A 13,840-nucleotide genomic window follows, 5' to 3' on the forward strand; every position below is an offset into this window, starting at 1 on the left:
TTGGGGGGCTGGCGGCCCGCCGCTCAGTCGCCCTCCGGTGTGGGCAGGATCTGGCGCAGCAGTCCGCGCGGGTGGCCTCTGCGGCGCCACTCCCGCGGGTAGCCGATGGAGACCTCCTCGAAGCGGACGCCGTCGTGGTGGGTGGTGCGGGGGATGTGGAGGTGACCGTAGACGGCCGCGGCCACCGGATACCTCGTGTGCCAGTCCGCCGTCAGCTCCGTACCGCACCACTGTGCGAACTCCGGATACCACATGACGTTCGTCGGCTCGCGCAGCAGCGGCCAGTGGCTCGCCAGGACGAGCCCGGTGTCCGTGCCCAGTGCGTCGAGCCGCTCACGGGTGGCGGCGACCCTCTCCCTGCACCAGTCGTCGACCGCCGGATACGGGTCCGGGTGCAACAGGAACTCGTCCGTGCACACCACGCCGGTCTCGTGCGCCCGGGCGAGGGACTCCTCTTTCGTCCGCGTCCCCGGAGCCGTGAAGGAGTAGTCGTACAGCAGGAACAGCGGTGCGATCACCACCTCGCCCTCCGGCCCCTGCCAGCGCGCGTACGGGTCCTCGGGAGTCAGCACGCCCAACGAACGGCACAGCTCCACCAGGCGCTCGTACCGCCCCACGCCGCGCAGTTGTACCGGATCGCCCTTCGGGGTCCACAGCTCGTGGTTGCCGGGCGTCCAGATGACGCGGGCGAACCGGCCCGCCAGCAGCCGCAGCGCCCATTCGATGTCCGCGAAGACCTCCGCGACGTCTCCGGCGACGATCAGCCAGTCCTCGTCCGTGTGCGGCCGCAGCGAGTCGGTGACGGGCTTGTTGTCCGCCATTCCCACGTGCAGGTCGCTGACCGCGAGCAGACGTCCACGGCCCGATGCCATCCGGTACTCCCTCGATTCCCCCGCCGCCCCTGTCGGCACCGACGATAACCGTCGGCACCGACACGGCGCACGGGCTCGAGCAACCCGTCCTCTGCTCCCCGGGCGGTCAGCGAGCCCGCCGCCGGGCGGATCGGTGCGGTGCCGCGGACCCTGGCCCGGTGGTGGTGGCCGCCCGGGCCGGGGGCAGGGAGCGGGCGCGTGAGCGGTAGACGACGTAGGGGCGTGCCAGGTAGCCCAGTGGCGCCGCGAAAGCGTGCACCAGTCTGCTGAACGGCCACAGCGCGAACAGCGCCATCGCCAGGAGGGCGTGCACCTGGTACACCGCGGGAGCCGCGCGCATGGCGGCCACGTCCGGGTCCAGCGCGAACAGGCTGCGGAACCACACGGACACGCCCAGCCGGTAGTCGTAGGAGCCCGAGAGCCCGCTGGACGTGGTGGCTGTCAGCCCGGCCAGCAGCACCACGAGCAGCAGGGCGTGCACGGCGACGTCGCTGCGGCTGGTCGCGGCGCGTACCGCCCTCACGCGCAGTCTGCGCCACAGCAGCACCGTCAGGCCCGCCAGCGCGGCGACCCCCGCCGCGCCGCCCGCCACCAGGGCGTTGAGGTGGTAGAGGCGCTCGCTCACACGGAGGTCCTCGGTGAACCACTCGGGTACCAGCAGTCCGACCACGTGCCCGCCGATCACCAGGAACAGGCCGTAGTGGAACAGCGGCCCGCCCACCCGCAGCAGCCGGCTCTCGTACAGCTGGCTGGAGCGGGTGGTGAACCCGAACCGGTCGTACCGGTAGCGCCAGGCGGTGCCGCCGAGGAAGACGGCGAGGACGAGGTAGGGCAGGACGCCCCACAGCGCGGTGTTCACGTGCGTCACCGGCGTGCACCTTCCGTGTGGGGGAGCGGGGCGGGGAGATCGACGAGGGGTCCCGGGCCGAGGCCCACCGTCTCGGCGGGTGGGCCCTCGTGCGCGAGGGCACGCACGGCCGCACGGTCGGCGGGCGCGGGCGGGGGCAGGGTCGCGCACACCGCGCGCAGCACGGCCGCGTACGGGCTGCGGTAGGCGGTCAGCGCCTTGGTCAGGAGCGTCAGTCCGGCCCGGTGCTCGGTGAGCACCCCGACACCGGGGTCGGGGCACCGTGCGGCGAACTCCAGGACGTCGGGCAGGTGGTCGGGCAGCTCGCCTTCGGGCACCGCCCAGCCGTGCCGGCGCAGCAGCGCTTTGAGCGCCGCCAGTGAGGCACCGCGCCTGCGGGTGTCGCCGTCGGAGTAGTAGGTCAGGTGCAGCGTGCGCCGCCGGCTGCGGTCGAACGTCGCCACGTAGCGGGAAGCCAGCCCAAGGACGGGCACGTCCCCGATCTCGTGGCAGAACCGCAGCACGTCGGTGGCCTGCGGGCAGGCGCCGGGCGGCAGCGCCGCCAGCGTGGTCTCGACGGTCCGCACCCTCTCCGGCCAGTCCTCGTCCGGGTAGCCCAGCAGCAGCGAGGCGGCCTGGTGCACCAGCGCGGTCGTCACGCGTGCTCGCCTCCCCGGCGGTGGGGGAAGAGCCCGGCTGGGCGCCCTCTGCCGTTCCAGTTGAGGAGGTTGACCCGCCCGGAGGTGGGCGAGTCCGCCGGAGCACCGGCGTCCGTACCCGCGTCCGGTCCGGTACCGGCCTGCGCGGGGACGGGGGAGAGCGCGTGGAAGGCGTCGGCGGGGCTCTCGTACATGCCGGGGCCGCCCTCGCCCTCCAAGCCGCATCCGCTCGCGCCGGGATCGGCCGGCACCTGCCCCGTGTAGCTGGTGGGGATGACGTACCGCTCGTCGTACTTGGCCAGCGCCAGCAGCCGGTACATCTCCTCCATCCGCCCGGCGTCCATGCCCACGGCTTCGGCCAGGCGGGGGTCGCGTTCCTCACCGAGGTTGATGCGGCGCATGTACGAGCGCATCGCCGCCAGCCGGCACAGCGACGCCTCGACGGGAGCCGTGTCGCCCGCCGTGAAGAGGCCGGCCAGGTACTCCAGCGGGATGCGCAGCGAGTCGATGGCGCCGAACAGCGCCGCGGGGTCCTCACCGTCGTGGCCGTCGCGGCTGAGCGCCTCCACGATGGGCGAGAGCGGGGGCACGTACCAGACCATCGGCATCGTGCGGTACTCCGGATGCAGCGGCAGCGCCACCTTGTACTCGCTGATGAGGGCGCGCACGGGGGAGCGGCGCGCCGCCGTCACCCAGTCGTGCGGGATGCCCGACTCTTCCGCCGCCTTGGCCACGTGCGGGTCCCATGGGTCGAGGAAGCACTCCAGTTGTGCCTCGTACAGCTCCTGCGGGTCCTCCACGGACGCGGCCTCGCCGACCCGGTCGGCGTCGTAGAGCATCACCCCCAGGTAGCGCAGCCGCCCCACGCACGTCTCCGAACAGACGGTCGGCTCCCCGGCCTCGATCCGCGGGTAGCACAGCGTGCACTTCTCGGCCTTGCCGGTGCGGTGGTTGAAGTACACCTTCTTGTACGGGCACCCCGACACGCACATCCGCCAGCCCCGGCAACGGTCCTGGTCGACCAGCACGATGCCGTCCTCGATGCGCTTGTAGAGCGCGCCGGAGGGGCAGACGGCCACGCACGAGGGGTTGAGGCAGTGCTCGCAGATGCGCGGCAGGTAGAACATGAACGCCTGCTCGTACTCCAGGCGTACCCGCTCGCCGGCCCGCTCCAGCTGCCTCAGCACCGGGTCGCCGGACAGTCCGCCGGGCCCACCGCCGAGATCGTCGTCCCAGTTGGGCCCCCAGGTGATGTCCGTCTCCGCGCCGTCGATGAGGGAGCGGGGGCGTGCGGTGGGCAGGTCGTCGCCCAGCGGGGCGCTGGTCAGCGTCTCGTAGTCGTAGGTCCAGGGTTCGTAGTAGTCGGCCAGGGTGGGCAGCTCCGGGTTGGCGAACAGCCGTGCGAGGCGACGGGCGCGGCCTCCGGAGCGGGGGACGAGGCGGCCGTGCTTGAGTTTCCAGCCGCCCTTCCACCTGTCCTGGTCCTCGTGACCGCGCGGGTAGCCCAGCCCCGGGCGCGTCTCCACGTTGTTGAACCACGCGTACTCGGTACCGGCCCTGTTGGTCCACGTCTGCTTGCAGGTGACCGAACAGGTGTGGCAGCCGATGCACTTGTCGAGGTTCATCACCATGGCCACCTGGGCCATCACCCGGCCCGGCGGAGCGTTCTTCTTCCCGCTCTTGCTCTGCTGGTGTGTCTGGTGCGTCTCGTGCTTGCGGCGTGTCTTCGCTGACATGACGATTCAGTACTCCACGGGCTCGGTGCGGCGGCGGATGACGGTGACCGCGTCGCGCTGGTTGCCGGTCGGTCCGTAGTAGTTGGGCGCGAACGAGAGCTGGGCGTAACCGCCGATCAGATGGGTCGGTTTGATCAGCAACCTGGTCAGCGCGTTGTGGACCCCGCCGCGGCGCCCTGTGGACTGCGACTTGGGCACGTTCACCAGGCGTTCCTGCACGTGGTACATGAACACCGTGCCGGTCGGCATCCGGTGCGAGACGACCGCCCGCGCGCTCACCACGCCGTTGCCGTTGACGGCCTCCACCCAGTCGTTGTCGGCCACCCCGAGCGTCTCCGCGTCCTCGACGCCCATCCAGATGACAGGACCACCGCGCGCCAGGGTCTGCATCAACAGGTTCTCCTGGTACTCGGAGTGGATCGACCACTTCGAGTGCGGCGTCAGATACCGGACGGTCACCGCGCGGGCCCCGCCCTGGCCCCCCGCGTCCGTCTGCTCGCCCAGCGCCGCCAGGTCGAGCGGCGGCCGGTAGACGGGCAGTTGCTCTCCCAGGTCGGCCACCCAGTCGTGGTCCAGGTAGAAGTGCTGGCGCCCCGTGAGGGTGTGCCAGGGCTTGCGGTGCTCGGTGTTGACCGTGAACGGGGAGTAGCGGCGGTCCGGGGCCTCCTTGCCCGACCACTCGAAGCTGGTGCCGACCTGCACGGGCCGCGCCTGGGTGTCGGAGAAGACCACCCGCCGCTCGGTCACCGACGCGGCCAGCTCGCCCAGCCCGCTCTGGTGGCCGCAGCGTTCGGCCAGCGCCACCAAGCCCTCGGCGGCCAGCCGCCCGTTGGTCGTCCCTGACAGCGCCAGGATCGCCTCGCACAGCTTGACGTCGGTGTCCAGGGAAGGCCGCCCCTCGCCCGCACCCGTCCGGGCGGTGCCGCACCGGTCCGCCAGCCAGCGGCTCTCCGCCTCGGGGCGCACGGTGACCCCCCGTACGGTCATGCCCCGGCTCTCCGCCAGCGGTCCGAGCGTGCCCAGCTTGTCGGCGATCGCGGTGTAGTCGCGCTCGACGACCGTGAAGTCGGGCAGGTTGCGCCCGGCGACCGGCGGCTCATCGCCGTCCCGCCAGTCGGGCACCGTGCCGCCCGGCTGGGCGACCTCGCCCGGGGTGTCGTGCTGGAGCGCGGTCGCGACCAGGTCGTAGGCGGTGTCCAGACGGCCTTCGGCCAGCTCGCCGACGCGGGCGGCCAGCCCGTGGAAGATCTCGAAGTCCGTGCGGGCCTGCCAGGGCGGACTGATGGCGGGTGAGAAGGCGTGCACGTACGGGTGCATGTCCGTGCTGGACAGGTCGTGTTTTTCATACCAGGTGGCGGCCGGCAGCACGAGGTCGGCGTGCAGCGTGGTCGACGTCATCCGGAAGTCCAGCGCCAGCAGCAGATCGAGCTTCCCGCGCGGCGCCTCCGCGCGCCATGCCACCTCGCGTGGCCGCTCGCCCGGCGGCGCTTCGCTCGCGCGGGCGTTGTCCGAGGCGCCCAGCAGATGGCGCAGGAAGTACTCGTTGCCCTTCGCCGACGAGCCGATCAGATTGGCCCGCCACACGGTCAGCACCCGCGGCCAGTTGGCGGGCGCGTCCGGGTCCTCGCAGGCGAAACCCAGCCGTCCCGCGGCCAGTTCGGCGGCCACCCAGGCCCCCGGTTCCGCGCCGCTCTCCCGCACCCGCCGCCCCAGCTGAAGCGGATTCGCCGTGAAGGTGGGGTACGAGGGCATCCATCCCAGCCGCGCGGACTGCGCCACCAGATCGACGGTGTGCCGCCCGGCGAACACGCCGCGGGACGAGGGAGCGGACAGCGCGTCCGCGCGGAAGCTCTCGTACCGCCACTGGTCGGTGTGCAGGAACCAGTACGGCGTGCCGGGCACCTGCCGGGACGGCCGCACCCAGTCGGCGGCCGACTGCAGCTGCTGCCACCCCGTGTACGGGCGCACCTTCTCCTGCCCCACGTAGTGCGCCCAGCCGCCCCCGTTGACGCCCTGGCACCCGGTGAGCGTCAGCAGCGCCAGGAAGGAGCGGTAGATCGTGTCCGAGTGGAACCAGTGGTTCGTCCCGGCCCCCATGACGATCATGCAGCGGCCCCGGGTCTTCTCCGCCGTGGTGGCGAACTCCCGTGCCGCGCGCACCACCGCCCCGGCGGGGACGGACGTCAGCCGCTCCTGCCAGGCGGGGGTGCACGGCTGCTCCGCGTCCTCGTAGTCCGTCGGCCACCGTCCCGGCAGGCCGGGACGGTGCACACCGTAGCGGGCCAGCAGCAGGTCGAAGACGGTGGTGACGGTGCGGCCCGCCACGGTCGTCACAGGCACCGAGCGCGGTACGGCGCCCTGCTGAGCCGGGCCGTCACCCGGCTCGCTCTCGAAGCGCGGCAACAGCGTCTCCACCGTCCGGCATCCGCCGGCGCGGTAGAGACTGAGCCGCGGCTCCACCCCGCCCAGGTCCAGGTTCCAGCGCCCCTCGCCCCGCGCGGACCACCTGTCGCCCAGCGTCCCGCCCGGGGCAAGCGGCTGGTCCGTCCGGGCGTCCAGCAGGACGGGCCGCCACCGGTCGGCGGGCTCGCCCGACGGCGTGTGATCGTCGCGCGGAAGGTGCCCGTCCGGCATGAGAGGCTCGTCCCCCGACGGGTGCGCGCCCGGCGTCTTCCGCTCGCCGCCATGTGCCGGCTGCTCGTCGGACGCCAGGTCGGCCGCGGTCACGAACTTGCCCGGCACATGGGTGCCGTCGGGCCGCTGCTCCATCTCCACCAGGAACGGCAGGTCGGTGAAGCGCTTGACGTAGTCGGTGAAGTACGGCACCTGGCGGCGCACGAAGAACTCCGTCAGCACCACGTGCCCCATCGCCATCGCCACCGCACCGTCGGTGCCCGGATACGGGTGCAGCCACTCGTCGGCGAACTTCGTCGCGTCCGCGTAGTCGGGTGAGACGACCACGACCTTCTGGCCCCGGTAGCGGGCCTCCGCCATCCAGTGCGCGTCCGGGGTCCTGGTCACCGGGACGTTGGAGCCCCACAGCATCAGATACGCCGCGTCCCACCAGTCACCCGACTCCGGAACATCCGTCTGGTCCCCGAAGACCTGCGGAGAGGCGATCGGCAGGTCCGCGTACCAGTCGTAGAACGAGACCATCGGCGCGCCGATCAGCGACATGAAACGCGCACCCACCGCGTGCGAGGCCATCGACATCGCCGGAATCGGCGAGAAGCCCGCGACCCGGTCGGGACCGTAGGCGCCGATCGTGTGGACGTGCGCGGCCGCCGCGATCTCCAGCGCCTCGTCCCAGCCGATCCGCACCAGCCCGCCCTTGCCCCGCGCCGACTGGTAGCGCCGCCGGCGTTCCGGGTCACCGGTGATCTCGGCCCAGGCGGCGACCGGGTCACCCAGCCGCTGTCTGGCCTCCCGGTACATCTCGACCAGCACCCCGCGGGCATGCGGGTAGCGCACCCGTGTGGGGGAGTAGGTGTACCAGGAGAACGAGGCTCCCCGCGGGCAGCCGCGCGGCTCGTACTCGGGCCGGTCGGGCCCGACCGAGGGGTAGTCGGTCTGCTGGGTCTCCCAGGTGATCAGCCCGTCCTTGACGTACACCTTCCACGAACATGACCCCGTGCAGTTGACCCCGTGAGTGGAGCGCACGACCTTGTCGTGCGCCCAGCGCTCCCGGTACGGACTGTCGTTGACCCGCTGCTCGGGGAGGTAGGCGGCGCGCAGGTCCGCGGTCGTCTCCGTGCGCCGCAGGGAGGACCCCGCTCTCAGCAGCCGGTCCGTCGCCGCCATCGCGGCCTGCTCCGCTTTCCGACGCGCTTTCGGGCGTCCCATCGAAACCAACCCTCCCGGGGGCGTCGCGCCGACCTCGCGCGGACAGCCACCCTTCCGCCATCCGGAACTCCCCCGCTCCGGGCGGAAGCCTCTCCCGCGTTCCTGTGGAAAACGCGCGGCTTTTGGGTTAGTTGGAGAAGGCTATACGGAGTTTTCCGTGTCCTTTGCAGTAATTGCGTCGTACATGCACCAGGGATTCACTCGCCGTTGTCCCCCGCCGCTTGCACGGCAGACACCGACAGGCGCTCCAGCGTGAGAATGGCGAGGTCGTCCTGCTGATGCGGGTGGGTGTAGGCCCGTACGTCCTCCCTGAGTGCCTGCGCCAGCCCCAGCGCGGAGCCCTCTGGTCTCCCCGCGGCCTCGCCCTTCCCGCCCCCTCTCTGCGCCTCCTCTTGGGTCTCCTTCTGGCTCTCCTTCTGGGTCTCCTCGGCCTCGAGGGGCGTCGAACCGGCAGCCTCCGACTCCTCCACCAGGGCGGCGAGCCGCTCGGCCAGCGGATAGAACAACCCGTCCCCGTCCCTGGCCTCCGACAGCCCGTCCGTGTACAGCAACAGCGTCGAGTCCGGCGGAAAACTGAAGCCATCCGCCACACGGCCCTCGCTGACCAGCGACGCCAGGCCCAACGGCACACCAATGTCACCCAGCTCGACCTGGACGGGAGCGCAGGAATCCCGCACCAGGAAGGGCGGCAGATGACCGCAGTTGACGGCGTGCGCCGTCCCCTGGTCCACCGGGTCCACGCACACCACCAGCGCCGTCACGAACCGCTCCGGCTCACCCGAGTGGCGGGCATAGGCGTTGTGCCGGACGACGGACATCTCCAACGCGTCCACCAGCCCGGCCAGTGTCGGCTCCCGGTGCGCCGCCTCACGGAAACCCCCCAGCACGGCGAACGCCACCCCCACCGCCGACAGCCCCTTCCCCTGCACGTCACCGATCAGCACCCGGGTGCCGTAGCGGGTGGCGGCCACGTCGTAGATGTCGCCACCGAAGAGCTTGTCCTCCTGCACCGGCTCGAAGATCCCGTCCACCCGCACCTGCGACGTCAGCTCAGGCAACGGATGCAGGATGTGCTGCTGGACGACGGCCGCCGTCGAGCGCAGCCGCAGCAGCTCGGTGTCCCGCGCGATACGCCAGCGACTGCCATAGACCGCGAGCCCCGCGAAGACCAGCGTCAACGCCAACGTGATGCCGTCGTCCAAGTGATAGCCCGGCGACCGTGCGAGGGAAGCGGCCACCGCGGCCAGCGCCCACAGGGACGCCACCTGCGTCTGCCGCACCGTGCCCAGGCTCGCCGCGATCGCCGGCAGAAAGATCAACAACCCGATCAGCCGAACCTCGGACCCCGCCGCCAGACTCAGGACGAGCACCAGCAGGGTCAAGGCCGCCAGCCACGCGGCGAACACGCGCGTCGAAAGGGACTTCGGCCGCTGCTGCTCAACACCGCTCTGCGTCTGCAGCGCGGTCGGCCGAAGCCGGTCCACCACCTTGTGCTGCTGCCCCAGCTGCTCCATGGCCCGTTCCTAGCGTGCGACGCTCCGGTTGCGAGGTCCGGCCCCCATCCTCACCCGGACCCGGCCCGGCGCTCGTTGCGACACCGCGACACCCGTGCGATGCCGCGGCCCCGTGTGGTGCCGCGGCCCGTGAGATGCCGCGGCCTCCGTGTGGTGCCGCGGTCCCGTGTGGTGCCGCGGCACCTGTGCGAGGACCGTGCGGGGTGAGGGGGCGGGGGATATGAGGTGCAACAGGGGAGGGGGCGTAACGGGTGTGCCCCGAGGAGCGTGACTCGGGTCGGTGCCGCTCGATCGGGGACAGCTCGATCGAGGACAGCTCGGTCGAGGGTGGCCGGACTCGTGGCTCCGCCGGGTGGCTCCGCCGGGGGCTCTGCCGAGGGCGGCTCCGCCGAGGGAACGGAACGGGGCCGAAGCCGCTGGGGTCAGGCCCGGGTGTCCGGGCCCCTGGAGTCCGGGCCCATCTGGTCCAGTGGAAGGTGCGGGTTCGCATCCTGCTGCCACGAAGTCTCCAGTGGCTCAGGGCTGTGCAGCGGAATGCCCGGGTCGACGCTGCCGACGGGCGGCCACTCCGGTCGCTGATCCGCGGGCAGCGTGCGCAGGGCTTCGCTGACGCTGGTGAAGACCGGCAGTACCTCGGTGCTGCCGGTGAGGGCGAGCACCGCGGCCAGCCGTCGCCCCACGCAGGCGAGCAGGAGACTGCCCTCTCTTCTGTGCAGCAGCCAGCGCAGGGCGAGTAGGCAGTTGAGCCCTCGCGAATCACAGAAGACCAGGGCGGTCACATCCAGCACCAGATGGCGATACCCCGAGGTGACCACGGCCCCGATGCGGTCCAGGTAGAACTCTTCCGATGCCCTGTCCAGTTCACCGCTGAACCGTAGTACCGCGCACTCGTCCTTGACGGTGAGCGGGGTGATGGTCAGACGGTCGTTCTCCCGCGACCTCACTCCGCCTCCGTCCCCCGGCAGAGTGCCGGTGCTCTGTGCGCGCCTGCCCGGTCACAGACCCGCGCTCTCCGAGTATCCCAAACCCGACCATTCGAACAGGCCTCCCCGGAGTGGAGCCCGACAAACCCGGCAGCCAAGCCAGCGCGCATCAGACACCCCCACACAGCCGCGCACACGCGAGACTGTCGGTGAGGGAGGGGACTATCCCCGCCCGTCGCTCTCAGTGCTCGCTCGGTACCACTTCTTGCGTACGTTTCCGTCGTTCCCGTCCACGGAGATCGTACGTCCCGCTGGCCGCATGTGACGGCGCGTCGGCCGAGTCACTCTCCTCGGCGTCGCTCTCCCGAGGGCCTCCACCTCCGCCGGACTTGCTTCCCCGCCGACCGTCGCCTCTGTCGGGCGGAGCCCCGCGCGCCGCCCGCACGCCCGTCTTGCCGTGTGGGCCGGTCAGTTCCGCCATGAACTGTGCACCGGCCAGCAGAGACAAGTTGGACAACCACAGCCAGATCAGGAAAACGACGATCCCCGCCAGTGAACCGTACAGCCTGCTGTACGCGCTCAACGACGCGTAGAGGGTGAACCCCGCCGAGGCCACCAGCCACAGCAACGCTGCCAAGACCCCGCCCGCGAGCCGGTAACGTCGCGCCAGGGGAGTCGCGGGGCCAGTGCGGAAGACCACCACGACCAGCAGCGTGACCAGGCACAACAGCACCGGCCACTTGAACAGCTCCCACACCACGGCCCCCGTGCCGCCCATTCCCAGCCAGCGGCCGATCGTCTGCGCCACGGGCCCCGAAAGAGTGAGCACCAGCGCGCTGGCCACCAGCAGTCCCAGCGCGGCGAACGCCGTCAGTACGATGCGGTGCGCCTTGCGCAACACCGGCCGCTGATCCTCCACCGCGTGCATTGCGTGCAGCGCTCGCCGGAACACCGCCAGGTAGCTCGACGCCGACCACATCGCGCTGACCCCGCCCACTATGACCACCGTCAGCGCCGCCGACCGCTCATCCGCCATGTTGCGCAACACCTGGTGCAGCGATTCGCCGGCCTGTGCCGGCGCCCATGCCGTGATGTGCTCGATCAACTCGTCGGTTGCGGTCGGGCTGACCAGCCCGATGAGCGAGACCGTCACCAGCAGTGCGGGGAGCAGCGCGAGGATCGCGTAGTAGGTGAGCGCGGCTGCCCAGTCCGACACGTCGTCGTTCCACATCGAGACGGGCGTGCGACGCAGTGCCGTCCGCCAGTCCCGGTGCGGCGGTGACGTGGATCCGCCGGTGGGTGCCTGGGGTCTTGCCATGCTTCCTCTCTCGCCTGCCGCTCGGGGCTGTGGTGGTGCGGGGGTAGGGGGTAGGGGGGCGGTGCGGGTCCGCCGCTGGAGGCGGGCTGCTGGAGGTCCGCTGCCGGAGGTCCGCCGCCGAAGGCCCGGCCGTGCGGGGTGGCTGAGCTCGTTAGGCGGCGCGCTGCGAGCGGTGTGAGCGTACGCTTATCCGGACCTCCGCTCTGACGGGGCGGGGCGCTGCCGTGGAACGAGCCTGAGCGAGCGGTTCGTCGAACAACTGTCTGAGTACCGTCTCGGGACGGGCACCGGGCTCCAGCCGGAGATGGATGTGCGCTCGCAGCTCCCGCGCCCTCGCGCGCACCCGTACATGGGCGCCCGCTACCGAAGGCAAGGCGCGCACCTCACGCGTCAGCGCATCCGCCAGCGCATGCGTGCGCACTGTGACCTCCGGGTGGGAAAGCGGAAGCACTCGCAATCCGCCTCGTCTGGTCTGGGCAAGGAGCCCCAACAAGAGCACCACGAGCAGCAATGCCGTGCCGGCGACGACCACAGGCGTCCACCATGCCCGCTCTCGCAGCTCGTTCAGCCCCGGCCGATCCAGCAGTACCGAGCCCGGTTCGGCAGTGGGCCACCAGGAGGGCAGGTGGTGGCCCACCCGGTCGGCAACCCAGGACGACGTACTCAGCAGCCACACGCCACCGGCAAGCAGCGCGACGCCGGTCAGGAGCAGCAGTGTCCTGTTGGCGGCCTTACGTGGACTGCTCATTCCTCGTTTCCTCCGTCCCTTCGTCTCCCTCGTCGTCGGCGCTCCGGTCCGGGCCGACGGCTTCCGTGGCGGAGTCGCCCGCCACGTCCTGCCTCGTCGTGGTCGTCCCACCGGGGCCTTCACCCGGCGCGGTCTCCTCGCCCGGAAGCCCTGTACCGGCGGAGACTGGGGCGGAGCCGCCGCCTGGTGCGGAGGATGGCCCGTCCGGGGTGGGGGTCTCCCCGGGCGGGCGCCAGTGTGGCTCGGGCCGGACGGTGACCCGTAGCCGTGGCGGGCGGGCCAGGCCACAGCCGCCCAGGGCCTCAGCGGCCGCGCCCCGCACCGCCTTCCGCGCAACGTCCCGCTCGCCGAAGCTCACCGCCGCGCGGACCCGGACCCGGCGGCGCCCGCACCGGACCGCGACGCGGGCGACACCTTCCACCGTGGAAACCGCGTCCCGCACGAGAATCGCCACGGAGGAGCGCTCCAGCGTGACCCGTGTCCCCTGCCCGGGAGGGGAGGCCGGCAGGAGCCGCCGCAGCCCGGGGGTGAGAGCCAGCCACGCCAGCCACAGCCCGGCCACGGCGGCCACCGCGCCACTAACGGCGACGGACGCGTCGCCCGGGCCGTGACCGGAGAGCCACTCGACAAGATCCTTGCGCCAAGGGGACGGGGAGCGGTCCGATGCGTGCACGGACACCACGTCGGCGAGCAGGACGGCGCACGCCAGCAGTCCCAGCAGAATGAGCAGTGCCATGGGCACTCTCCGCTGCGACCAAGGCCGCGCCGCCCGGTGCCGTGGAGCGCTGGACGGTGCCTCGGGCGTGTCGGCCGGCTGATGCGTCAGTCTGTCGGCCGCCGGGTGGCTCGCCAGGCTGCCCACCCGGACCCGGGCCTTGGTCACCGTCAGCCCCGTCAACCGCGCGGTCCGCTGCGTCAGATGCTGCTGCACCCGGGAGCCGGTCTCCTCCAGCGCCGTCGGGTAAGGCAGTGTGACGTCGACGGCGACGTGGGCGCGCTGCCCCTGAACGGAGGCTGACGTGTCCGTGACCTCGACCTGGCCCTCAGGCAGTGCTTCGGCGGCGGCCCGCTGGGCGATCCGTCGCACCGCGCGGTCGGCGACGGTGGTGGAGCCGCGTCGGCCGGGCTCGATCACCGGCGCCTCCGATCAGCGCCGCGCAGGAACTCCCGCCAGTCAAGGCCGTCGTCCACCATCCGGCCGGCCGCGAACCCGATCGCTCCCAGCGCGGCCACCAGCAGGAACGCCCCGAAGCCGCCGAACCACGCGGCGAACGCCAAAGCCATACCGACCACCAGGCCGATCAACGCTCCGTTCACCCTTGTCTCCCCTCACCTCGTCCGTCCATCGCCCCACACGTCCTGCCGACGGCCTCCAGGCCG

The 13,840-nt window shown here is 71.7% G+C and carries 11 protein-coding genes; all 11 read right to left on the minus strand.

Annotation, left to right across the window (positions count from 1 at the left end; all coding sequences use genetic code 11):
* Positions 1-23 precede the first annotated feature (23 nt).
* Positions 24-872, minus strand: coding sequence for a metallophosphoesterase family protein (locus tag MMF93_RS28205; RefSeq protein ID WP_242755877.1), 849 nt, complete (start codon positions 870-872; stop codon positions 24-26).
* A gap of 106 nt (positions 873-978) precedes the next feature.
* Positions 979-1,740, minus strand: coding sequence for a respiratory nitrate reductase subunit gamma (narI, locus tag MMF93_RS28210; RefSeq protein WP_242755879.1), 762 nt, complete (start codon positions 1,738-1,740; stop codon positions 979-981).
* Positions 1,737-2,378, minus strand: a complete 642-nt coding sequence (gene narJ, locus MMF93_RS28215; RefSeq protein WP_242755881.1) for a nitrate reductase molybdenum cofactor assembly chaperone — start codon at positions 2,376-2,378, stop codon at positions 1,737-1,739. The genes narI and narJ overlap by 4 nt, the downstream gene beginning before the upstream one ends.
* A complete protein-coding gene (gene narH / locus MMF93_RS28220) occupies positions 2,375-4,024 on the minus strand; it encodes a nitrate reductase subunit beta (RefSeq protein ID WP_242757815.1) in 1,650 nt (549 codons plus the stop codon). The genes narJ and narH overlap by 4 nt, the downstream gene beginning before the upstream one ends.
* 96 nt (positions 4,025-4,120) lie before the next feature.
* Positions 4,121-7,957, minus strand: a complete 3,837-nt coding sequence (locus MMF93_RS28225; protein ID WP_242755883.1) for a nitrate reductase subunit alpha — start codon at positions 7,955-7,957, stop codon at positions 4,121-4,123.
* Between the two features lie 197 nt (positions 7,958-8,154).
* The gene (locus MMF93_RS28230; protein WP_242755885.1) at positions 8,155-9,471 is read right to left on the minus strand and encodes a PP2C family protein-serine/threonine phosphatase; all 1,317 of its coding nucleotides are present in this window, start codon (positions 9,469-9,471) and stop codon (positions 8,155-8,157) included.
* Positions 9,472-9,893: 422 nt separating this feature from the next.
* Entirely contained in the window at positions 9,894-10,415 is a 522-nt protein-coding gene (locus tag MMF93_RS28235) for an STAS domain-containing protein (protein ID WP_242755887.1), read from the minus strand.
* Positions 10,416-10,635: 220 nt separating this feature from the next.
* Positions 10,636-11,712 carry a YihY/virulence factor BrkB family protein gene (locus MMF93_RS28240; protein ID WP_242755889.1) on the minus strand — a complete coding sequence of 359 codons (1,077 nt, stop codon included), beginning with the start codon at positions 11,710-11,712 and terminating at the stop codon, positions 10,636-10,638.
* 151 nt (positions 11,713-11,863) lie between these two features.
* Positions 11,864-12,460, minus strand: coding sequence for a hypothetical protein (locus MMF93_RS28245; RefSeq protein WP_242755891.1), 597 nt, complete (start codon positions 12,458-12,460; stop codon positions 11,864-11,866).
* A complete protein-coding gene (locus MMF93_RS28250; protein WP_242755893.1) occupies positions 12,444-13,595 on the minus strand; it encodes a DUF6286 domain-containing Asp23/Gls24 family envelope stress response protein in 1,152 nt (383 codons plus the stop codon). Before MMF93_RS28250 ends, MMF93_RS28245 begins: the two co-directional genes overlap by 17 nt.
* Positions 13,592-13,777: a complement resistance protein TraT gene (locus MMF93_RS28255; RefSeq protein WP_242755895.1), complete on the minus strand. Its 186-nt coding sequence runs from the start codon at positions 13,775-13,777 to the stop codon at positions 13,592-13,594. Before MMF93_RS28255 ends, MMF93_RS28250 begins: the two co-directional genes overlap by 4 nt.
* Between the last annotated feature and the right edge of the window lie 63 nt (positions 13,778-13,840).

Origin of the sequence: Streptomyces tubbatahanensis (assembly GCF_022699385.1) — a bacterium.
GTDB classification, from domain to species: Bacteria; Actinomycetota; Actinomycetes; order Streptomycetales; family Streptomycetaceae; genus Streptomyces; species Streptomyces diacarni.

What these genes read in the sequence shown, in the direction of transcription:
- MMF93_RS28205 (WP_242755877.1), bottom strand. Translation starts at nt 872, where the DNA reads ATGGCATCGGGCCGTGGACGTCTGCTCGCGGTCAGCGACCTGCACGTG.
- narH (WP_242757815.1), bottom strand. Translation starts at nt 4,024, where the DNA reads ATGGCCCAGGTGGCCATGGTGATGAACCTCGACAAGTGCATCGGCTGC.
- MMF93_RS28245 (WP_242755891.1), bottom strand. Translation starts at nt 12,460, where the DNA reads ATGAGCAGTCCACGTAAGGCCGCCAACAGGACACTGCTGCTCCTGACC.
- MMF93_RS28225 (WP_242755883.1), bottom strand. Translation starts at nt 7,957, where the DNA reads ATGGGACGCCCGAAAGCGCGTCGGAAAGCGGAGCAGGCCGCGATGGCG.
- MMF93_RS28240 (WP_242755889.1), bottom strand. Translation starts at nt 11,712, where the DNA reads ATGGCAAGACCCCAGGCACCCACCGGCGGATCCACGTCACCGCCGCAC.
- MMF93_RS28230 (WP_242755885.1), bottom strand. Translation starts at nt 9,471, where the DNA reads ATGGAGCAGCTGGGGCAGCAGCACAAGGTGGTGGACCGGCTTCGGCCG.